This is a genomic window from Sphingomonas sp. TDK1 (assembly GCF_001650735.1).
GTDB lineage: Bacteria > Pseudomonadota > Alphaproteobacteria > Sphingomonadales > Sphingomonadaceae > Sphingomonas.
This window is the reverse complement of the sequence record NZ_LXVY01000034.1, coordinates 492734-513549: the sequence shown is the minus strand read 5'-3', so window position 1 is coordinate 513549 and position 20816 is coordinate 492734. Positions and strand designations below refer to the sequence as shown.

General features: G+C 65.3%; 22 protein-coding genes. 12 read left to right on the top strand and 10 right to left on the bottom strand.

Translation table 11 applies throughout. From position 1 onward, the window contains the following. Positions 1 to 71: 71 nt before the first annotated feature. Positions 72 to 2312: a DNA topoisomerase IV subunit A gene (gene parC / locus A7X12_RS19065; protein WP_064313007.1), complete on the top strand. Its 2241-nt coding sequence runs from the start codon at positions 72 to 74 to the stop codon at positions 2310 to 2312. Positions 2313 to 2493: 181 nt separating this feature from the next. Further along, positions 2494 to 4092, top strand: a complete 1599-nt coding sequence (locus A7X12_RS19060) for a putative bifunctional diguanylate cyclase/phosphodiesterase (protein WP_064313006.1) — start codon at positions 2494 to 2496, stop codon at positions 4090 to 4092. Here A7X12_RS19060 and A7X12_RS19055 read toward each other — a convergent pair. From A7X12_RS19055 to A7X12_RS19040, 4 genes are read right to left on the bottom strand one after another with little or no spacing between them, the layout of a single operon-like run. Continuing rightward, positions 4082 to 5281: a CCA tRNA nucleotidyltransferase gene (locus A7X12_RS19055; protein ID WP_064313005.1), complete on the bottom strand. Its 1200-nt coding sequence runs from the start codon at positions 5279 to 5281 to the stop codon at positions 4082 to 4084. The genes A7X12_RS19060 and A7X12_RS19055 overlap by 11 nt on opposite strands. Beyond that, entirely contained in the window at positions 5269 to 5865 is a 597-nt protein-coding gene (locus A7X12_RS19050) for a CoA pyrophosphatase (RefSeq protein WP_064313004.1), read from the bottom strand. The genes A7X12_RS19055 and A7X12_RS19050 overlap by 13 nt, the downstream gene beginning before the upstream one ends. Further along, a complete protein-coding gene (locus A7X12_RS19045; RefSeq protein ID WP_064313003.1) occupies positions 5862 to 6428 on the bottom strand; it encodes a DUF1285 domain-containing protein in 567 nt (188 codons plus the stop codon). Before A7X12_RS19045 ends, A7X12_RS19050 begins: the two co-directional genes overlap by 4 nt. Before the next feature lie 46 nt (positions 6429 to 6474). Then, positions 6475 to 6996 carry a GNAT family N-acetyltransferase gene (locus tag A7X12_RS19040; RefSeq protein ID WP_064313002.1) on the bottom strand — a complete coding sequence of 174 codons (522 nt, stop codon included), beginning with the start codon at positions 6994 to 6996 and terminating at the stop codon, positions 6475 to 6477. Between the two features lie 181 nt (positions 6997 to 7177). Between A7X12_RS19040 and A7X12_RS19035 the strand changes: the two genes are divergently transcribed. Continuing rightward, complete coding sequence (locus A7X12_RS19035; protein ID WP_064313001.1) at positions 7178 to 7549, top strand: dihydroneopterin aldolase; 372 nt, start codon at positions 7178 to 7180, stop codon at positions 7547 to 7549. 21 nt (positions 7550 to 7570) lie between these two features. Here A7X12_RS19035 and A7X12_RS19030 read toward each other — a convergent pair whose 3' ends face one another. Next, on the bottom strand, positions 7571 to 8464 hold the full coding sequence (locus A7X12_RS19030) for a hypothetical protein (protein ID WP_232318578.1): 894 nt from the start codon (positions 8462 to 8464) through the stop codon (positions 7571 to 7573). A 167-nt stretch (positions 8465 to 8631) separates the two neighbouring features. On the opposite strand from A7X12_RS19030, the gene A7X12_RS19025 reads away from it, so the two are divergent. The 5 genes from A7X12_RS19025 to A7X12_RS19005 all read left to right on the top strand — a co-directional run bounded on the left by A7X12_RS19025 (position 8632) and on the right by A7X12_RS19005 (position 12050). After that, the gene (locus A7X12_RS19025) at positions 8632 to 9306 is read left to right on the top strand and encodes a TonB family protein (protein ID WP_064312999.1); all 675 of its coding nucleotides are present in this window, start codon (positions 8632 to 8634) and stop codon (positions 9304 to 9306) included. Positions 9307 to 9381: 75 nt separating this feature from the next. Next, the gene (locus tag A7X12_RS19020; RefSeq protein WP_064312998.1) at positions 9382 to 10185 is read left to right on the top strand and encodes a MotA/TolQ/ExbB proton channel family protein; all 804 of its coding nucleotides are present in this window, start codon (positions 9382 to 9384) and stop codon (positions 10183 to 10185) included. Between the two features lie 83 nt (positions 10186 to 10268). Beyond that, positions 10269 to 10748, top strand: a complete 480-nt coding sequence (locus A7X12_RS19015) for an ExbD/TolR family protein (RefSeq protein WP_064312997.1) — start codon at positions 10269 to 10271, stop codon at positions 10746 to 10748. A gap of 26 nt (positions 10749 to 10774) precedes the next feature. Then, positions 10775 to 11200, top strand: coding sequence for an ExbD/TolR family protein (locus A7X12_RS19010; RefSeq protein WP_064312996.1), 426 nt, complete (start codon positions 10775 to 10777; stop codon positions 11198 to 11200). A 493-nt stretch (positions 11201 to 11693) separates the two neighbouring features. Further along, complete coding sequence (locus A7X12_RS19005; RefSeq protein ID WP_064312995.1) at positions 11694 to 12050, top strand: tetratricopeptide repeat protein; 357 nt, start codon at positions 11694 to 11696, stop codon at positions 12048 to 12050. Positions 12051 to 12238: 188 nt separating this feature from the next. Here A7X12_RS19005 and A7X12_RS19000 read toward each other — a convergent pair whose 3' ends face one another. Beyond that, on the bottom strand, positions 12239 to 14089 hold the full coding sequence (locus tag A7X12_RS19000) for a methyl-accepting chemotaxis protein (protein ID WP_064313074.1): 1851 nt from the start codon (positions 14087 to 14089) through the stop codon (positions 12239 to 12241). Positions 14090 to 14261: 172 nt separating this feature from the next. Between A7X12_RS19000 and A7X12_RS18995 the strand changes: the two genes are divergently transcribed. From A7X12_RS18995 to A7X12_RS18980, 4 genes are all read left to right on the top strand, one after another. Further along, positions 14262 to 14705: a GFA family protein gene (locus A7X12_RS18995; RefSeq protein ID WP_064312994.1), complete on the top strand. Its 444-nt coding sequence runs from the start codon at positions 14262 to 14264 to the stop codon at positions 14703 to 14705. Further along, the gene (locus A7X12_RS18990; protein WP_064312993.1) at positions 14686 to 15447 is read left to right on the top strand and encodes an alpha/beta fold hydrolase; all 762 of its coding nucleotides are present in this window, start codon (positions 14686 to 14688) and stop codon (positions 15445 to 15447) included. The genes A7X12_RS18995 and A7X12_RS18990 overlap by 20 nt, the downstream gene beginning before the upstream one ends. A gap of 58 nt (positions 15448 to 15505) precedes the next feature. Next, the gene (locus tag A7X12_RS18985; protein WP_064312992.1) at positions 15506 to 17329 is read left to right on the top strand and encodes a M2 family metallopeptidase; all 1824 of its coding nucleotides are present in this window, start codon (positions 15506 to 15508) and stop codon (positions 17327 to 17329) included. 62 nt (positions 17330 to 17391) lie between these two features. Further along, positions 17392 to 18132: an SIMPL domain-containing protein gene (locus A7X12_RS18980; RefSeq protein WP_064312991.1), complete on the top strand. Its 741-nt coding sequence runs from the start codon at positions 17392 to 17394 to the stop codon at positions 18130 to 18132. 44 nt (positions 18133 to 18176) lie between these two features. Here the strand turns inward: A7X12_RS18980 and A7X12_RS25675 are convergent, their stop codons facing one another. From A7X12_RS25675 to serS, 4 genes are read right to left on the bottom strand one after another with little or no spacing between them, the layout of a single operon-like run. Continuing rightward, positions 18177 to 18317: a hypothetical protein gene (locus A7X12_RS25675; protein ID WP_157105646.1), complete on the bottom strand. Its 141-nt coding sequence runs from the start codon at positions 18315 to 18317 to the stop codon at positions 18177 to 18179. A gap of 44 nt (positions 18318 to 18361) precedes the next feature. Then, positions 18362 to 18706: a DMT family protein gene (locus A7X12_RS18975; RefSeq protein ID WP_064312990.1), complete on the bottom strand. Its 345-nt coding sequence runs from the start codon at positions 18704 to 18706 to the stop codon at positions 18362 to 18364. Between the two features lie 12 nt (positions 18707 to 18718). Next, complete coding sequence (surE, locus tag A7X12_RS18970) at positions 18719 to 19486, bottom strand: 5'/3'-nucleotidase SurE (RefSeq protein WP_064312989.1); 768 nt, start codon at positions 19484 to 19486, stop codon at positions 18719 to 18721. Beyond that, positions 19486 to 20766, bottom strand: a complete 1281-nt coding sequence (gene serS / locus A7X12_RS18965) for a serine--tRNA ligase (RefSeq protein WP_064312988.1) — start codon at positions 20764 to 20766, stop codon at positions 19486 to 19488. Before serS ends, surE begins: the two co-directional genes overlap by 1 nt. Between the last annotated feature and the right edge of the window lie 50 nt (positions 20767 to 20816).

Sequence of the window (20816 nt, the reverse complement as noted above, 5' to 3'; positions counted from 1 at the left end):
GAAACAATCGGCGAGATCATAAGGGGAACGCTCTTGGCGTTTGCCCCTGTCGCCTGCTATCCCGTCCGGCGATGAGCCTCGACACCGACGTTTCCGAACCTTCCGGCGCCTCCGACGTCCCCTTCGACAGCGCGCTTTCCGAGCGTTACCTGGTCTATGCGCTGTCCACGATCACGGCACGATCGCTGCCGGACGTGCGCGACGGGCTGAAGCCGGTGCACCGCCGGCTGCTCTGGGCGATGCGGCTGCTGCGGCTCGATCCGGCCAGCGGGTACAAGAAGTGCGCGCGCGTCGTCGGCGACGTGATCGGTAAGTATCACCCGCATGGCGACGCCTCGGTCTATGACGCGATGGTCCGCTTGGCGCAGACCTTCGCGCTCCGCTATCCGCTGGTCGACGGGCAGGGCAATTTCGGCAATATCGACGGCGATAACGCCGCGGCCTATCGGTACACCGAGGCGCGGCTGACCCAGGTCGCGATCGACCTCATGGAGGGTCTCGACGAGAATTCCGTCGATTTCCGCCCGACCTATAACGGCGAGGATGAGGAGCCCGAGCTCTTTCCGGGCCTGTTCCCGAACCTGCTCGCCAACGGCGCGGCAGGCATTGCGGTGGGCATGGCGACCAGCATCCCGCCCCATAATGCCGCCGAGCTGATGCAGGCGGCCGTGGCGCTGATCGACAACCCGCAGGCGAATGTGCTCGAATTCGTGAAGGGGCCGGACTTTCCGACCGGCGGCATCGCCGTCGACAGCCCGGCCGCGATCGCCGAGGCCTATACCACCGGCCGCGGCAGCTTCCGCGTGCGCGCCAAGATCGAGAAGGTGACCGAGAAGGGCGGGGGCTGGCACCTCGTCGTCAGCGAAATTCCCTACGGTGTGCAAAAGGGCAAGCTGATCGAGGGCATCGCGGCGCTGGTCAACGACAAGAAGCTGCCGATCCTCGGCGACGTGCGCGACGAATCGGCGGAGGACATCCGCATTGTCCTGGAGCCGCGCAGCCGCACCGTGGATGCCGATACGCTGATGGACAGCCTCTACCGCCTGTCCGACCTGGAAGTACGTGTTCCGCTCAACCTCAACGTGCTCGACAAGAACCGCACGCCGCGGGTGATGAGCCTGGCCGAGGCGCTCGCCGGCTGGCTGGAACACCAGTTCGTGGTGCTCCAGCGCAAGTCGCAGCACCGGCTGGAGAAGATCGCCGACCGGCTGGAGCTGCTGCGTGGCTATATCACCGCCTATCTGAACCTCGACCGGGTGATCGAGATCATCCGTACCGAGGACGAGCCCAAGCCGATCATGATGGCAGAGTTCGGCCTGACCGACCGCCAGGCCGAGGCCATCCTCAACATGCGCCTGCGATCCCTGCGCAAGCTGGAGGAGATGGAACTCCGCCGCGAGCAGGAAAAGCTGGAGAAGGAACAGGCCGATCTCGAGACGCTGCTCGGATCGGAAGCCCGCCAGCGTACCTGGATGAAGCGCGCGCTGGGAAAGATGATCACGCGCTACGGACTCGACACGCCGCTCGGCGCGCGCCGCACCGCAATCGTGGAGATGGCGCCGGCCCGCGAGATTCCGCTGGAGGCGATGATCGAGCGTGAGCCGATCACCGTCATCCTCTCGCAGCGCGGCTGGATCCGCGCGATGAAGGGGCATGTCGAAGACGTCAACGGCGAGGCGCTGAAGTTCAAGGAAGGCGACGGGCTGCTGCTCGCCTTCCATGCGCAGACCACCGACAAGCTGCTGCTGGCCGCCGATAATGGTCGATTCTACACGCTGGGCGCCGACAAGCTTCCGGGCGGCCGGGGCTTTGGCGAGCCCGTGCGTCTGATGATCGACCTGGAGGCCGAGCGGCACATCGTCAATTTGGTGCCGGCGAGTGCCGCGCCGAAACTGCTCGTCGCGGCAAGCGACGGCCGCGGCTTCATCGTGAGCGCGCAGGAGGTGATTGCCGAGACCCGCAAGGGCAAGCAGGTGGTGACGCCGCGGCCGGGCGCGCACCTGAAGTTGGTCCGCCCGATCGGTCCCGAGGATGATTTTGTCGCTGCGATCGGTGACAACCGCAAGATGCTGGTCTTCCCGCTCTCGGAGGTCGCCGAGATGACGCGCGGGCAGGGCGTGCAGCTCCAGCGCTATCGCGACGGCGGCCTTTCGGACGTGATCACTTTCAAGTTCGCGGATGGCCTTCGGTGGCGTATGGGCGGCGAGCAGGAGCGCTACCGTTCGGAGCCCGACGTGATGCCGTGGCGGGCAGCGCGCGGCGCGGCAGGGCGCATGCCGCCTACCGGCTTCCCCCGCGACAACAAATTTTGAACGCGCAATTCAAAGTATCTGCCGATGCTTTTCAGGTCGCCTTAACTAGTTTGCCGCTACATCGGAATGGATGGCGTTTCGAAGGGTCCGGGCTCTGAGTATGCGTACCGTGGACCCCGTTCCACGGCCGGCTGACGCGTCGTCTGCACTGCCGCCGGGAACGGATGGTCTGCTGGAATTGATGCCGATCCCTGCAGCCGTGCTGGAAATCCAGGACGGGCGGTATTGTTTTGCCGCGGTCAACGGGCAGTTCAGGGTCGCAGGTCTGGGGTGCACTGCGCAAGATTCACCGGTGATCCAGTTGCTTGGTGCCCGGATCGGCCAATTTTTCGCTTCCGAGAAGCAGCACGAAGAAATTGCGTGGCGATTTGGCGGCGAAGTCGACAGCCGGCACTTCCGGGTCGTGCTCGCGCGCCGCAGCGGGACGGAGCCGCGATGCCTGATCACGCTTGTCGACCAGACGTCGGAGCTTCGCACCGAGCAGAGCCTGCGCCGCGAAATGGCGACCGACAGCCTGACCGGCCTGCCGAATCGCGCGGGTTTTTCCGATGAGCTGGAAAGCCGGATCGGGGAGGGGGATGCGGCGCGCTACGCCGTACTGGTCATCAACCTCGATCGGTTCAGCCGGGTGAATGCGTGCATGGGCGCGCTGGCCGGCGACGAACTGCTGATTTCGGTCGCGCGCAGGATCAAGGGCGCGTTGCGCGGACGGGACGTGCTGGCGCGGATCGGCGGTGACGAATTCGGCGTCGTGATGGCGCTCGACGAAGGCGCCGAGGACGCGGTGCAGGTGACGAAGCGCGTCCATGCCGCTTTCACCAACCCGTTTCGCCTCTCCAACTTCGAGATCCGCATCGACTGTTCGATCGGCATCGCGCTGGGCAGCGATATCGATGGCGACGCGGAGGATCTGGTGCGCAACGCCCAGCTCGCCGTAAGGCGCGCGAAGAAGAGCGGCCACACTGAATTCTATCACACCCGCGCCTTCGATCTGGCGCGCGAGCAGTTCGCGATCGAAACGGAACTGCGCCGCGCCATCGAAAATGGCTGCATGACACTCAATTTCCAGCCGATCTGCGACCTGGGCACCGGCCGCATCACCTCGTTCGAGGCGCTGGCGCGCTGGACCAATGATGACGGTGTGCTGATATCGCCCAATGCCTTCATCCCGGTCGCGGAGGAATCGGGTCTGATCGTGCCGCTCGGTCGCTGGGCGATGGAAGAGGCAGCGCGCACATTGGCCCAATGGGATGCGCGGGCCGGCGGGGATTGCGGTGTGAAGATCGCGGTCAATCTGTCGGCAATTCAGTTGCAGCGCGATCAGATCGGCGCGATGGTCAAAACGGCGCTTGATCGCCACAACATGCCCGGCTCGCGCTTCACGCTGGAGCTGACCGAAAGCGCGATCGTCAGCGATCCCGATCGCATCGCGCAGACGATGACGGCGCTGAAGGATCTCGGCACCACGCTCGCCATGGACGATTTCGGCACCGGCTATTCCAACCTTGCTTATCTGCAGAAGCTGCCGATCGACGTGCTCAAGATCGACCGCAGCTTCGTCACCGGCATGCTTGCCGACCGTGACAAGGTGGCGATCATCCGTGCGATCCTCAGCCTTGCGTATGCCCTGGGCATGCAGACGACCGCCGAAGGTATTGAGACGCCGGAACTGGCCCAGACGCTGGGCGCGCTAGGCTGCACCTACGGCCAGGGTTATCACTATTCCCGGCCCGTACCGGGCGATGCGGCCTTCGCGCTGATCGAGGCCTTCAAGGCCTGAGCTGGGCCACTACGGTATCGGCGATTGTCTCGACCCGGGCCGGCTCGGGAAAACCTTCCGCAATCCACTGGTCTTCCACCGCACGCAGCGCACGGGCGACGTCCGGCCCCTTCGCGAGGCCGCGTTCGACCAGCGCACCGCCGGTAAGCGGAAGGCGGGGAATTTCCCATCCGGCGAGCCGTTGCCAGCTCCGCTCTAGCGCGACGTCGTCGGCCGCAAGCAACAACCTATCCTCTGCGCCTTCCCGACCAATCCGATAGGCTAGCGCCCGGGCGTCGTCCGTGCCGCCGTCGGTCAGCGCCGAGACGAGCCGCTTGCGCTGCGCGTTGGACAGCTTGAGGCGGGCGCCGATCAGGTCGCCCACGGCGGGATCGCGCGGCAGCAGCGCGGCGAGGCGCCGGATCGCGTCGGGTTCGACGCCCAACCGCTTTTCCCGGGCTGCGACGGCGTCCAGCCGATTGGCGGTGGTGATTTCCGGGACGACCGGCGCCAGGATGCCGCGCTCGAGCATCAGGTTCGTAACCCGTACCGCATCCTTCGCGACGAGCAGCTTGAGCAGTTCGTCGCGGATGCGCTCGCGGCTAAGCGCCATAAGGTCCCGCGCGCGGGCGGTGCAGGCGTCCAGCCCTTCACGATCAGGCGTGTCGCCGAACCGCGCCAGAAAGCGGAAGAAGCGGAGGATGCGGAGGTGGTCCTCGGCGATGCGGCGCAACGGGTCGCCGATGAAGCGCACCCGTCGCGCGGCAAGGTCTTCGATGCCGCCGAAATAATCGGTCAGCTCGCCGCTCTTCGGATCGGCATAGAGGGCGTTGATCGTGAAATCGCGCCGAGCGGCATCTTCGCGCCAATCGTCGGTGAAGGCCACCGTCGCGTGTCGCCCGTCGGTGCTCACATCGCGACGCAGCGTCGTCACCTCGACCGGGCCGCTTTCCAGAACGGCGGTGATCGTGCCATGCTCCAACCCGGTCGGCACTGCGCGGATGCCCGCGGCGCGCAGGCGCGCCAGAACGTCCTCCGGCGGGAGCGCCGTGGCCAGATCAAGATCCGCGACCGGAATGCCGAGAAGCGCATCCCGTACCGCACCACCAACGAAACGGCACAGGCCTTCCGCCGCGCCCAGCACGTCGGTGAGCGTGTCCAGGCTGGGGCGGCTCCGCCAGTCAGTCTCCGGAAGCGTCAGCGGGGCCATGCTATCCGCCGCGACAGGTTTACCAGCATCGCCGCAGTGGCGCCCCAAATCCGATACTCTTTCCACATGATCTCGTAATAATGGCGCTCATGGCCCTGATAGAGCGCGTGTTTTTTCTGATGATTTGCCTTGTCGAGCAGGAAGGCCAGCGGAGCTTCAAATACCTCTGCAACCTCTGCTTCCGAGGGAACCAGCGCAATGTCAGGCGGAACGACGCCGATCACGGGCGTTACCTGATAGCCGGTAACGGTGCGATATTGCTCAACGGTTCCAACCACCTCGACCAGTCGGCGGGGCAGGGCGATTTCTTCTTCCGCTTCGCGCAGTGCCGCATCGACGGGATCCTTGTCGCCGGGATCGATGCGGCCGCCGGGGAAGGCGATCTGACCGGCATGGCGGCGGAGATTCGCGTTGCGGCGGGTGAGCAGCACCCCCGGCACATCACGATCGGTGACGGCAAGCAGGACGGCTGCGGCGCTCGGCACCTGCGCGGGATCGTAATATGCGTGATCGCCGGGCAGCAGCGTGGTGGCCTGGGCAGGCCGATCCTCCAACGCGTGTCGCAGCCGATCGTACAGCCTCATTCGCCAGGCTCTAGCGGGAAGAACGTGCCCTGGCTCCACACGCCGGGGGGCGTCCCTTCCTGCGTGAGCGCCAGCTGCGCGAGTTCGTAATAGACGGTGCGGGCGACCAGCGCCTCCAGGCCCTTTCGTACCATGAGATAAGGGTGAGGGCCGTCTTCGCGCGCCTCGATCCGCAGCGGATGCTCGCGCCCGGCCAGGACCGAATCGCCGGTATTCAGGCGAAAGGCGAGTCGCATGGATTCGCCTTCGCCTTCGACCTTCAGTTCAACGGCGACAAAGGGTGCATCCTCGACGGCGATGTCGAGCTTCTCCACCGGCGTCACCAGCACGTACCGGCCATCCGGTTCGCGCCGCAGGATGGTAGAGAAGAGCCGAACCATCGCCGGCCGGCTGATCGGGCTTCCCTGGTGGAACCAGGTGCCGTCGCGGGCGATCCGCATGTCGCTGTCCCCGCAGTGCGACGGGTTCCAGCTCTCGACCGGCGGCAGGCGGTGTTCCTCGGCGAGCCGGGCGATCTCTGCGAGCGAGAGGCTGGCGAAATCGGGGGGCGGCGTGTTGGGCATGCCACTCCCTTAGCGTGGTCTGTGGCTTTGTCGAACCCCAGTGGGATCAGGCGACCTTGCGAAGCCGGGGGACGAGCATGCCCGAGCAGTTGGGCACGGCCGCGCCGCGGGCCAGCAGACGCCGCGGTTCAAAAGGGCCTGGAAGGCGCCAGCGGCCGGTGCGGCTGGCGTCGAAGCCGAAAAAGCGGCCATAATATTCCGGGTCGCCGATCAGCATCAGTGCTTCGGCACCGGGGAGCGCGCTGACGTCCGCCGCTTCCAGCGTCTCCTGCACCAACCGCCGACCGATGCCGCCATGCTGCAGCGACGGCTCGACGGCGACGGGCCCTACCATCACCAGCGGCACCATCGGCCCGGAATCGCTCGCCAGCGCCACCGGCCAGCTCTGGATGGTGCCGGCCAGCTTGCCATCTTCGCGTAATGCGGCAAAACTGAAGGGGCGAATCGGCTGGGTTCCCTGCCGCACGCGATAGGCGGTACGCAGATGCCGCTCGGGCCCGAAGGCACGGTCGAGCAACGCCTCGACGGCGTGCGGATCGACCGCATCGAGCGCAACTATCTGTACCACGCCTAATCCTTCTCCGCCTCGGGCGCATCCCGAAAGGCGGGCGCCTTAGCGTTCCCGACGCATAGCGCAAGCGCGGATTTTACCAGGGGACGTGCAGAATTTGCACGGGGGAGGCCGGGCTTTCCCCTGCGCGGCGATCTGCTATGGCGCCCGCCTGTTTCGCCCACGAAAGGCTATTGGATTGCCCGACTCATTGCAGCTTCAGGTCATGGACCTCGAGGTGGAAGTGCTCACCGGAGTTTATTCCGAAGAGACGCATCTGCCGCAGCCGCTGCGCATCTCCGTCATCGCCGACCTCGACCTGCCGGAGCGTTTCCTGCCGGAAACGCCGCTCAATGCCTCCAAAAGCTATATCGACCTGAAGCATGCCGCAACGGACGCACTGCCCAAGGACGTACATTTCACGCTGATCGAGGCCGTGGCCGACCATATCTGCGAGACACTATTCGTCTCCGACTCGCGCGTGCGCCGGGTGGAGGTGCGGATCGTGAAGCTGGCGATCGCCGAGGCGGGCGAGTCGATCGGAATCACGCTTGTCCGCCACCGGCGCTGAGCGCCGGCAGCGGCCAAGGCGTCAGGCGCAGGGCCCGAGTTCGCGCAGGACGACCTGGTAATCCTGCCGGGCGGCTTCCGCATTGTCCGGCGTCTCGGCACTAACCGCTTCGTTCGGTAGCGCTTTGGGAAGCCCGCAGGCGAGGCGATACCAGGCCAGCGTGTTGCGCTTCGGGGCACCGGCATTGGGATCGACAATGTCGCCCAGCGAGACGCCCCAACGCGGCTTTTCACCCGGGCGGCGGAGAATCTGCAGTGAGATCGGCGCGCCGTTGGCGGTCTTCACAAAGACCTGAGTCTCGCCTTCGCCAGGCAGTGCGCCCGGTACATGGAAGGCGTTGCCGATGCCGGTGACGGCGGGGGGCGCATCGCTCGCCAGCAATTCGCGCGTGATGCCGCGGGTCAGCGCGTCCAGTTCCGGCGTCCACATATATTGGCTGTCGATCCCGGTCAGCTGCACTTCATTCGTCTTGCCGGTAGGGCGGGCAAACAGCAGCACGCGCTGCTTCTTCAATTTGGGTAGCTTGCCACGAGAATCGAGCGGCACGTCGGCGAGGTAGGAAATCTGCGTCGGCAGGGCGCTCCCGCCGCGAATCAGCGCCAGCACATCGGCCGTGACGTAGAGGCGGGCGCGTCCCGATGCGAGACCGGGTGCCGCATTTTCCTTGATCCGGATCATGTCGCTGATGCGCGCGTCAATGACCAGCGGCGCCCCGACAATAGCGGTAGCAACAGTGGCATAACTGGGTAAGCCACTTTGCGCTTCTTGGCGGATTTGCGCGGTTTGCGGAGCAGGTTGCGCAAGCGCAGGAAATGCCGCAGCGCAACAAAACAGCAGGGGTAGGGCATGTTTCATGCCGGTGCCGGTACCGGATTGTGCCGATCTTATACAGAAATAATTCTGCCATGGGCGCATTGTACGACCAATTCGTCCGACAAAGAGTTTGCGTCGTCGGAAGGCCCACGATACAGACTCGGTGCTCTCGCCATCAGGGGCGCAGTGTGACCCGAGGCGAGCGGACTTGTGCGCGGCTGCCAGCCGGCCAGGGTCGCAAGCAGGATTAGAGGGAGTGACGTTGCCGAATGGCTTACGCTGACCGGAATGTAAGTGGCAGTCGTGTGGTAGCGATCGTGATCGTCGCTATCATCGTGGCTGGCATGGGTTATGCCTTCGTCACAGGTCTGGCATACCAATATATCAAGAAGAAGGCGGAAGAGCTGAAGACCTTCGAGGTCGAAGAGCCGCCGCCCCCGCCGGAGGAGATTCCGCCGCCGCCGCCGCCGCCGGACACGCCGGTGCCGCCGCCCCCGACCCAGGTCGTGGTGCCGCCGGCCATCGTGCAGACGGTATCGCCTGCGCCGCCGATCCCCACCACGCCCATCATCCCCCCGCCGCCGCCGATTACGCCGCCTGCGCCTCCCGCGCCGCCGGCTCCCCCGGCGCCGCCCGCACCGCCGAAGATCGCTAAGGGCCTCAAGCCCCGCACGCCTCCGGGTTCGTGGGTTACCGACGACGACTATCCGGCAGCCGCATCGCGTGCCGGTGACGAAGGCACCGTTGCCTTCCGTCTCGACGTCGACGGTTCGGGCAAGGTGACGAATTGCACGATCACGTCGTCCAGCGGTTCCTCGCTGCTCGACAGCACCGCGTGCAACCTTCTCAAGCGTCGTGCCCGGTTCGATCCGGCTCAGGATGCGGCAGGAAACAAGATTTCCGCGCCGTACATGGGCCGCTTCACCTGGCGGTTGCAGAAGTAATTCTCCGGTTTCCGGTCCGTCGGGCGTGGCGGACCGGCTTGCGCAAGAAGCTATCTTTTAGAGGAAAGACCCAAAATGCTCACGACCATTCTCGCTGCCGGTGGTGCCGCAGCTAAGGGCGGCGAAAGCCCCTACGGCCTGACCCAGGCGCTCAAGGAAGGCGGCCTGATCTCGCAGTCGGTGTTCACCATCCTGGTGCTCATGCTCTTCGTGTCGCTCTACATCCTCTTCACCAAGCTCTTCGAGCAGCAGAAGATCATCAACCAGTCGAAGCGCGTGCGCCAGTCGTTCTGGAGCTCGACCAGCCTCCGCGAGGGCGCTGCGAAGCTCGAAAAGAACTCGGCCTATCGCCAGATCGTCGACGACGGCATCGAAGCCCAGGAGCAGTACAAGCTGCTGACCGATCCGGTCGAAGCGCATGACTGGCTGCATGGCTCGCTGGCGCGTTCGGAAGGTTCGATCAACTCGGCGCTGGGCGGCGGTCTCGCCTTCCTCGCGACCGTCGGTGCTACCGCGCCGTTCATCGGTCTGTTCGGTACCGTTATCGGTATCTACCGCGCGCTCATCAAGATCGGTTCGGCCGGTCAGGCATCGATCGACGCCGTCGCCGGCCCGGTCGGTGAAGCGCTTATCATGACCGCACTCGGCCTCGTCGTCGCCGTGCCGGCCGTGCTCGCCTTCAACTTCCTGCAGCGTCGTAACAAGGCGATCGCCGAGAACCTGAACGCGTTCTCGAACGACGTCCTCGGCTACCTGGCCTCGGACGGCCGCGTGAAGCCGGCGACTGCCGCTGCTGCCAAGAAGCCGGCCGTTGCCGCCGCTGCGAAGCCGGCGACCACGACCGCTGGCCAGACCGGCGGCACCACGACCCGCCCGTAAGACCAAGGTCGCAGGGCTGCGCACGTCGTGCAGCCCTGCCGCCGGATCCCGATCCGGCGCACAAGAGGATAGGATAACGCCCAATGGCGATTAGCACAGGCAGCGGCGGCGACGACGTACCGATGTCGGACATCAACACCACGCCCCTCGTGGACGTGATGCTGGTTCTCCTGATCATCTTCCTCATCGCCGTTCCCGTTGTTATCCAGACGATCGACCTCGCGTTGCCGAAGGTGCAGTTCGAGCCGACCACCACCAAGCCCGAGAACGTGTCGCTCTCGGTCAAGGGTGGTCCGGACGGGTGCGAGATCTTCTGGGGTCTGACCCGGGTCAACCACACCGAGCTGCTCGACCGCGCGGTTGCCAAGCTGAAGGCTGAGATCGACCGTCAGGGTGGCCCGAACGCCGCTGGTCTCGAACTTCCCGAAGTTCATATCCGCGGTGACATCAACACGCCCTATCGCTGCATCGGTGGCACCATCTACACCATGCAGATGGCGGGTTTCGTGAAGGTCGGCTTCATCTCGGAACCGGAGCCCGGTTCGAACACCACCCGGCTCTGATCGGTCCCGTTTAAGGAGTTACGACAATGGCAATGAGCGCAGGCCGTGATGACGGCGAGCCGATGATGGACATGAACACGACGCCGTTGATCGACGTCATGCTCGTGCTCCTCATCATGTTCATCATCACCATTCCGGTCCAGACGCACGCTGTGAAGGTCGACCTGCCGCAGCCGAGCGCCAACAACGCTCCGCCCGTCGAGCCGGACAAGAACAAGGTCTATATCGACGCGCAGGGCCAGGTGTTCTGGAACAGCATGCCGATCAACGACGTGATGCTGCGCCAGTATCTGGACGCATCGCTGCAGCGCTCGCCGGAGCCCGAGCTGCACTTCCAGCCGGATCCGCAGGCGCGGTACGAAGTGGTCGATCGCGTTCTGGCGATCATCAAGCGGGCGAACGTCACGAAGCTGGGCTTCGTCGGCAACGAGCAGTACCGCAACGATTTCTGATCCGCGGCGCGGTCAGAGTATTTTGGGAAGGCGGCCCTTCGGGGCCGCCTTTTTTTTGTGCCTATGGCATGCCGGCTATTTCGGTCTTTGGCGGCACCTTGGGCCCTTGGGCTCCGGGAACGCAGGGACCTAATGTCGATAGGCGCCCCGCTACCCGCCACAGGCCGGATGTCGAGGGCCGCGCGCGCAGCCAGGCCAAGCCTTTTTGAAGCCTGGTCAGCCCCCCGCGGCAGGAGGTGAAGCGCGCCCAAAGGACCTGCGTATCTCGAATCCCTCCGAGCTGGTTGCCTCTGATCGCCACCTAAATGGCCAGAATCCTGATTCCAGCATGCTTGGCGTAGGACCGATCAAACGCGGGCCTGTCGGGCCACTCAAAAAATCCTGCGCCTAGGCCGAAATCCGGGGTTGCGGGGATGACTTCATCGTGTCACTCATTGGTCATCCAAGTGTCATAAAAGTGCAACCTTGGTGTAACGATTGAGAGGAGAACGATATGTCGATCAAACTTGTCGCTGCGGCCGCGGTGTCGCTGTTCGCGCTGGCTTCGTCGGCGGCTGCCCAGGACAACAGCCTCGCGGCCAAGGAAATCATGACCGGTTCCTATTCGAAGGCCGAACACAAGCTGCTCGCCCAGATGCGCTTCGATCAGCGCCCCGAGGTGCAGCTCAACCTCGCAGCTGTCTATTACGCCACCGGCCGGACCGATCAGGCCCGTTCTCTGTATGAGCAGGTGCTCCAGAAGGATGAAGTGCCGATGACGGTAACGACGGATCGCACCGCGGGATCGCACGCCATTGCGCATGCGGGTCTCCGCTATCTCAACCAGCGTCAGCGCGTCGCTTCGCGCTGAGTTTGTGGACGGAGCGGTCGGATGCGACCGCTCTTGCCGACACAGGCCGAAACAAAGAAAAAGCGCGTCCGCGATGAGCGGCGCGCTTTTTCTTTTGGGGCGTCTATGGGCGCTCCGACATTTGGGCCTGGATCGATTTTCCGACGCCCAGCTCGCGCTGCGCCCGCTTCGACCTGAGCCAGTAATCGTCAGAAGCTGGCCCAATCGTCCCCATCGGCCGGCGCCCGTACGGGCACGGCCTGCGTCGTCCCCCGTGCAGGCGCGACCGGGGTCGCGCGCGCCAGGTTGGGCCGGCGCAGCGGCGCCTGTTGGCCGCCGGTGCGGAAAGTGGCGGCATGGGCGTCGAGCCGGGCGACCTGCTCCGTCAGCTGGCGGGCAGCTGCGGAGGTTTCCTCGACCATTGCGGCATTCTGCTGCGTCGCGCGGTCCATGTCCCCGATCGCAGAGCTGATCTCGCGGATCGCGGACGACTGCGCGCGGTTATCCGCCGCCATGCCGCCGAGCAGCTGGTGCACTTCGCCGACGGTATCGACGATGGCAGCGAGCGCGCCGTCGACGCGTTCCACGGCCCCACGGGCGATGACGACTTCGGACTGGGTGACGGTCAGCTGATCGCGGGCGCGCTTGGCTTCTTCTTCCGCACGCATCGCCAGCGCCGAGACGAGGTCGGCGACGACGGCGAAGCCACGGCCCGCTTCGCCGGCGCGGCCCGCTTCCACGGCGGCGTTCATCGCGAGAACGCGGGTCTGGAACGCGATCTTGTCGAGCCCCTCGATGACGCTGTCGATACCCTTGGCGCTGTCCGACACGCGGCCCATGGCCTGTACCGCTTCGTCTGCCGTCGCGCGGCCGGAACCGACCACGCCGATCGCCTGATCCGCCCGCTCCACGGTCACACCGGCGGCAGCGGCGGTGGCATCGATGCGCTGATTCATCTGGGTGATGGCGGCTGCCGTCTGCTCCAGGCTGGCGGCATTGGCTTCGGTGCGGCGGGCGAGATCCTCGGACGCGCTGGCGATTTCCTGCGAGCCGGTGCGGATCGCGGCCGTGCCTTCGAGCACGGTCCCGATCAGTTCGCGCAGGCTGCCGATTGCCGAGCGGAAATGGGTGGCAAGCTTCTCGTAATCGGCAGGAAAATCCTTGCCGATATCGGCCGTGAGGTCACCACCGGCGACCTTGGCCAGCGCCTGGCCGAGCGCGTCCATCGCGTGTTCGCGTTCCAGCTGCGCCTGACGATCGCGGGCCTCGGACTGCTGGCGGGCAAGCTCCGAGGTGCGGAAATGCTGCAGCGCCTCGGCCATCGCGCCGATCTCGTCCGTGGCGGTATGCGCGGGGATGGCGACATCGACCTTGCCGGCAGCGAGGGCGCGCATCGCGTCGGTCATCTGCACCAATGGCGCGAACATGCGAAGACCGGCGTACCAGGCCGCAGCGGCGACCAGCAGCGAGATCACCGCGGCCGAAAGCGCGAGCATCCAGCGTGCACCGCCGATAGCGCCCATCACGTCGCTTTCGGGAATGCCGACAAATAGGATGCCGATGGTCTTGCCCGAGGCGTCTTTGATCGGATCATAAGCGGTGAAGAAGGGTTTGCCGAGAATGTCGGCGGTGCCGCGATAAGGCTGGCCCTTTTCCAGCACCGTTGCATAGGCGGCGTTGCGGGCGAGCGGCGTGCCCACCGCGCGGCCGCCCTCGGGTTTGGTGACGTTGGTGGAAACGCGCATGTCGCCGCGGAAGATGGTCGCGGTGCCGCCGACCAGGCGCTTCACTTCGTCGACCGGAGCGTCCCAATTGTTGAGCTTGTGGCTGCCGACATAGATGTCGTCGCCATCCACACGGAATTCATTCCCATAGTCGCGCAGCACGCTCCAAGCGACGCGCATGTTCACTTCCTGCCGGTCCGCCGCCGTTTGCGCCGCCTGGCGCATCAGCGCGCGATCGGAGACGAAGAAGGTCGCGATCGCGAGCAGCACCATGCCGCCGACGGCCAGAAATGTCGTCTTAGAGGCGAGCGGAAGGTTGTTGAAGCGTTTGAACATATTGATCCCGTGATAGTGAGCCGCGGCGGCTTGGCGCGCCTTCAATGCGGTAATCTCCCCATTCATTATAGATCAGGTCGGCTTCACCGCGCTTTTTGGCCCGGCGGCCTCCGGGCAATTACGGAGCGTTGTGCGTTGTCGGCGGAAGATCTTTTCAACGGGAGTTGAGACGATGGTGGAAGAAGTCACCGGCGGGTGCCAATGCGGGCGCATCCGCTATCGCGCATCGATCGAGAATAACGATGCCTATCTTTGTCACTGTCGCATGTGTCAGCGTGCGACCGGCGGGGTGTCGATCGCCTTCAAGGGCGTGGCCAAGACCGCGGTGCACTGGGAGCAGGAGCCGGACCGCTACCGATCGTCCCCGATCGCCCAGCGGGGCTTTTGTCGCGAATGCGGTACGCCGTTGAGCTTCGAATTCGTCGACGGCGAGAATCTGGATCTGACGGTGGGCAGCTTCGATACGCCTGGCCGCTTCGCGCCGCGGCACCATTATGCAGTCGAGAGTATGCATGAACAGTGGCTCGACACGACCGCGCTCCCCAGATACCGGACCGAGGACAACCCGAACGTCGTCAAACGATGGATGGAAACACTTGGCCGATTACCCGACTGAAACCCACCGCTTCCACAGCTTCGACGGCGTGGAGATCGCCTGGACCGAAATGGGAGAGGGGCAGCCGGTGGTGCTGATCCACGGCTATTTTTCCAATGCCGAGGTCAACTGGATCAAATATGGCCACGCCGCCAAGCTGGCGTCACGCGGCTATCGGGTGATCCTGCCCGATCTGCGGGCGCACGGGCAAAGCGACAAGCCGCACGACCCTGCCGCCTATCCGCCGGACGTGCTGATGCGCGACAATTTCGCGCTGATCGAACATCTCGGCCTTAGCGACTATGATCTGGGCGGCTACTCGCTCGGAGCGCGGACGGTGGTTCGAATGCTCGCCAACGGCGCCCAGCCGAACAAGGTGGTGCTTTCCGGCATGGGGCTCGACGGGCTGGTCGCAACCAAGGGCCGCGGGGCTTATTTCCACCGTGTGCTCACCAATTTGGGAAGTTTCGAACGCGGCAGTTCCGAATGGCTGACCGAGGCTTTCCTGAGGACCACCAAGGGCGATCCGGTCGCATTGCTGCGCATCCTCGACACCTTCGTCGATACCCCGCGCGACGAGATCGAGGCGATCACCCAGCCTACGGTAGTGATCGCTGGTGCCGACGACTATGACAATGGCTCTGCCAAGGAGGTAGCGGACCTGCTGCCCTATGGCCTGTTCGTCGAAATCCCCGGCAATCACATGAGCGCCGTGACCCGGCCGGAACTGGGCGACGCGCTGGTGGAGTTCCTCGCCGGTTGACGGGGGCAGGGGAGGCGCGGCAGGGTCGCGCCTTTCTTGATTCCAGGGGCTTAGCATCATGATCCGCACCGGCCTTTCGCTCGTGGCGCTCGCCGCGATGCTGGCGGCACCCGCCCAGTCGCAGCAGACTATCGGGGCGCCCGCACCAACCGCGGCCGATGCCGCCACGTTCCTCGACCGGGCCCAGCAGGAGATGGCGGCATTCACGCTGACGGCGTCGCGCGTGGCCTGGGTCAACGCGACCTATATCACCGACGACACTGACGCGCTGGCCGCCGATTACGGCGCCAAGGGTACCGAAATGGCGGTCCGTTTCGCGCTCGACGCCGCGCGCCTCCAGAAGGCGTCAGGACTGACGAACGAGCAGCAGCGTCAGCTCACCATGCTCCGCGCCGCGCTGGTGCTGCCCGCGCCGACCACCCCGGGCGCCGCCCAGCAGCTGAGCGACATCTCGACCAAGCTCGGCTCCTTCTACGCCAAGGGCAAAGGAACGCGCGGCGGCAAGCCGATCAACGGCAGCGACATCGAGGCCGCGATGGGCACCAGCCGCGACCCTAACGAGCTGAAGGAGATGTGGGTCAGCTGGAACGACAATGTCGGCGCGCCGATGCGGCCCGACTATACCAAGCTGGTCGGCATCGCGAACCAGGGCGCGATGGAGCTGGGCTTCGCCGACACCGGCGCGCTGTGGCGCTCGGGCTATGACATGCCGCCCGCTGAGTTCGCAGCGATGACCGACAAATTGTGGAACGAGGTGAAGCCGCTCTACGTCGCGCTCCACACCTATGTCCGCCGCAAGCTCAACGAGAAATATGGCGACGCGGTGCAGGGCAAGACCGGCCCGATCCGCGCCGATCTGCTCGGCAACATGTGGGCGCAGGAATGGGGCAATATCTACGACGTGGTCGCGCCCAAGGGGGCGGGCGACCTCGGCTATGACGTGGGCGACCTGCTCAAGGCGAAGCAGTACGACTGGAAGAAGATGGTGCAGACCGGCGAGGGCTTCTACTCCTCGCTCGGCTTCGCGGCGCTGCCGGGCACCTTCTGGGAGCGCTCGCTGTTCGTGAAGCCGGCCGACCGCGAAGTGCTGTGCCATGCCTCGGCCTGGGACATCGACGAGAAGAACGACGTCCGCATCAAGATGTGCATCAAGGTGAATTCGGACGATTTCGTCACGATCCACCACGAGCTCGGCCATAACTATTACCAGCGCGCGTATCAGGCGCAGCCGGCGCTCTATCGCAACGGCGCGAACGACGGCTTCCACGAGGCGATCGGCGATTTCGTCGCGCTCTCGATCACCCCCGAATATCTGGTCCAGATCGGCCTGCTCGACCGCGCCCAGGTGCCGAGCGCGGACAAGGATATCGGCCTGCTGCTCCGTCAGGCGATGGACAAGGTCGCATTCCTGCCATTCGGCCTGCTCGTCGACAAGTATCGCTGGCAGATCTTCGACGGCACGATTCCGGCGAACCAGTATGAGGCGGGCTGGAACAAGCTGCGCCTCCAGTATCAGGGCATCGTGCCGCCGGTGGCGCGCGACGAGACCAAGTTCGACGCGGGCGCCAAATACCATGTGGCGGGCAGCGTGCCCTACACCCGCTACTTCCTCGCGCGGCTGCTCCAGTTCCAGTTCTACAAGGCTGCGTGCGACCAGTCGGGCTGGAAGGGTCCGCTGCACCGCTGCAGCTTCTACGGCAACAAGGAAGTCGGCGCGCGGCTGAACAAGATGTTGGAGATGGGCGCGTCCAAGCCCTGGCCGGACGCGTTGCAGACCTTCACCGGCAGCCGCGAAATCTCCGGCAAGGCGATGATGGAGTATTTCGCCCCGCTCAAGAAGTGGCTCGACGCACAGAACAAGGGGCAGCCCCAGGGCTGGTAAGTTCTACAAGACATTCTCCTCCGATCTGTGCAGGTACGCGCGCACAATCGGAGGAGAAGTTGATGCGTACCAAGAGCCTCGTTCTAGCACTGGCCCTGATCGTCCCCGGCGTCGCGAGCGCCCAGGGGCGTTCGGGCCGGCCGGTTACGTTGGAAATCGTCGGCAATGGCTGGGCCGATGTGAAGCCGGGAAAGGTGACCCTCGAAGTCGGCTATATCGGCAAGGGCAAGACCGAGGCGGAGGCCAAGCGCGACAGCGCCGTGCTGCTCACCAAGGTCGAAGGCGCGCTGCAGACGCAGGGGCTTTCGGCAGCGGCGATCAGCAATGCTGAGGCGGATAGCCTTTCCAAGCTGCGGGCCGAGCAAATGCAAAACGAGGATGCGGACAGCGCCAGCGATGCTGCGCCGACCGTCACCGATCCCCAGGCGCGGCTGCTGACCTTTCGCACGACCGCGCAGGCCGAAGCGGTGAAGGACAAGCTGCGCGCGATGGACTTCGAAATCGGCACGCTGCGCGCCGAGCCGGACATGGTGGAGGTCAACGTCGCCGACAAACAGGTGAAGGCGATGGCGCTGCGCAATGCCCGCGCCGATGCCGAGATCTACGCCAAGGATATGGGCCTGCGCGTCGCTCGGGTTGTGCGTATCAGCGAAACCGGCAACGGTCCGCTCACGCCCGCCGTCCAGAACAAGATCGAGCTGGCGATGAGCCAGGGGCCGCAGGCGGTGTTCCGCAGCTTCAAGCGGGCGGACGGCGCCACGCATGTCGAGAAGGCGCTGGTGGTCACCTTCGAGCTGCAGTGAAGCCGACGTCAATCCTCCCCCGCCAGGGGGAGGATCAGGTAGGATCAGTCCTCGGGATTCTGATCCGGGATCATCTTCTCGTCGGCGATTCCTGCATTCCACTCCGCAGAGCTGTCGGTGCCGTCGGGCTGGTGCGCGGTGCCGGGCTGGGTGTCGGGCGTCTCGCGGGTCGGTTCGGGGTTCATGGCGCTCTCCTTGTCCGAAAGAAACGCGCTTGCACCCGCCCGGTTCAGTGCTGTGTGCGGAACAGGAAGAAGGCGCCGGCCGCGATCAGCGCGAAGCCGATCAGGTGATTCAGCGTAATCCGCTGTCCCAGATACAGGACCGAAAAGGCCGCGAAGACGGTGAGGGTAATCACCTCCTGCATGCCCTTCAGCTGCGCCGCCGAATAGACCGCGCTGCCCAGCCGATTGGCCGGCACCGCGAAGCAATATTCCACCAGCGCGATACCCCAGCTGATGAGGATGACGAGCAGGATCGGCGCATTCTTGAACTTCAGATGGCCGTACCACGCGAAGGTCATGAAGATGTTGGAGACGAACAGCAGCCCGATCGGCAGCAGGCGATCCGTCATCGGCGTGCGTTCTCAGCCCGCATAGGCGCCGCGCAGCCGGTCCATCGATTCGCGGTGGGTAAGGTCGAGATGGAGCGGCGTAACGGTGACGAACCCGGCCTCGATCGCGTCGAGATCGGTATCGGGTGCCGCCTGGTGCGGCATCCGCCCCATCGCCAGCCAGTAATAGGGGAAGCCGCGCGGATCGAGGCGCTTGTCGAGCCCCACGCGGCCATAGTCGCGGAAGCCCTGCGCCACCACCTTGATGCCCTGCACGGCGCCGGCTTCGATGGGCGGGAAGTTGATGTTGACCAGCGTGCGCGGTTCCATGGTGACGTCTAGCAGCGGCCGCAGTACGCGCTCACCCCAGGCCTCGGCAGTGTCGAAGGGCACCGCGTCGCCCATGCCGCTGCGCGCGTAGCGCTGGCTGAGCGCGATCGAGCGGATGCCGGCCAGCGCGCCTTCCATCGCGGCCGAGACGGTGCCGGAGTAGCTCACGTCCTCGGCGAGGTTGCCGCCACGGTTGACGCCCGAGAGGATCAGGTCGGGCTTGGCGTCCGCCATCACCTCGGCGAGCGCGAACATCACGCAATCGGTCGGCGTGCCCTTCACCGCATAGCGGTTGTCGCCGTGGCGGCGGACGCGGAACGGCTCGGTGATGGTGAGCGAGCGGCCCTTGCCCGATTGCTCCTCCGCCGGCGCGACGACCGTGATGTCGTCCGACAGCGTCCGCGCGATCCGCTCCAGCACCGCGAGGCCGCGGGCATGATAGCCGTCGTCGTTGGTGAGGAGGATCCGCATCAGCTGCGCGGTTCGAGCCGGTTCAGTCCGCCAAGATACGGCTGGAGCACCGCCGGCACCGCCACCGATCCGTCTTCCTGCTGATAATTCTCCAGCACGGCGACCAGTGTTCGGCCCACCGCCAGACCCGAGCCGTTGAGCGTATGGACGAAGCGCGTGTTCTTTTCGCCCTCCGGGCGGTAGCGCGCATTCATGCGGCGGGCCTGGAAATCGGCGCAGGTCGAGCAGGACGAGATCTCGCGATAGCGATCCTGGCCCGGCAGCCATACTTCGAGATCGTAGGTGCGCGCGGCGGTGAAGCCCATGTCGCCGCTGCACAGCTTCATCCGGCGGAAGGCGAGACCGAGCTTGGTAAGCACGTCCTCGGCGGCGGCGGTCATCCGCTCATGCTCTGCCTCGGACTGGTCCGGGGTAGTGATCGACACCATCTCGACCTTTTCGAACTGGTGCTGGCGGATAAAGCCGCGTGTGTCACGGCCCGCCGCGCCCGCTTCGGAACGGAAGCAGGCGGTGAGGGCGGTGAGGCGAAGGGGCAGTTCCTCCTCCGTCAGGATCTTCTCGCGCACCGCGTTGGTGAGGCTAACCTCGGCGGTGGGAATCAGCCAGCGGCCATCGGTGGTCTGGAACAGGTCCTCGGCGAACTTGGGCAGCTGGCCGGTGCCGAACAGCGCCTCGTCGCGCACCAGCAGGGGCGGCACGCATTCTTCATAGCCGTAGGTTCCGGTCAGCGTATCGAGCATGAACTGGCCCAGCGCGCGGTGCAGCCGGGCGGCATGGCCGCGGACAAAAGTGAAGCGCGCGCCGGACATGGCGGCGCCGGTCTCGAAGTCCAGGCCAAGCGCCGGGCCGATCGCATCATGCTCCTTCGGCGTAAAACCGAAGGCGGGGATCGTGCCGCGCTCGTGCACGAAGACATTGTCGTTCTCGTCGGCGCCCAGCGCCACATCGGGGTAGGGCAGGTTGGGAAGCGTCGCGAGCCGGCCTTCGAGCTCGTCGCCGACTGACTTTTCCTCTGCCTCGAGCGCGGGAAGCCGTTCCTTGAGCGCTCCGACCTCCGCCATCAGCGCCGAGGCGGTTTCCTCGTCCTTCTTCGCCTTGGCGGCACCGATCGCCTTGGAGGCTTCGTTGCGGCGGGCTTGCCCCGCCTGCAGTTCGGTGACCAGTGCGCGGCGGCGCTCGTCCAGCGCCAGCAGCGCCTCCGACTGCGGTTCCAGGCCGCGCTTGGCTAGGCCTTGGTCGAAAGCTTCGGGATGTTCGCGGAGGAAGCGGATGTCGTGCATGGCACGAGCCTATGGCCGGGCCCTGTTCCCCACGCAACCCCGCCGCCGCC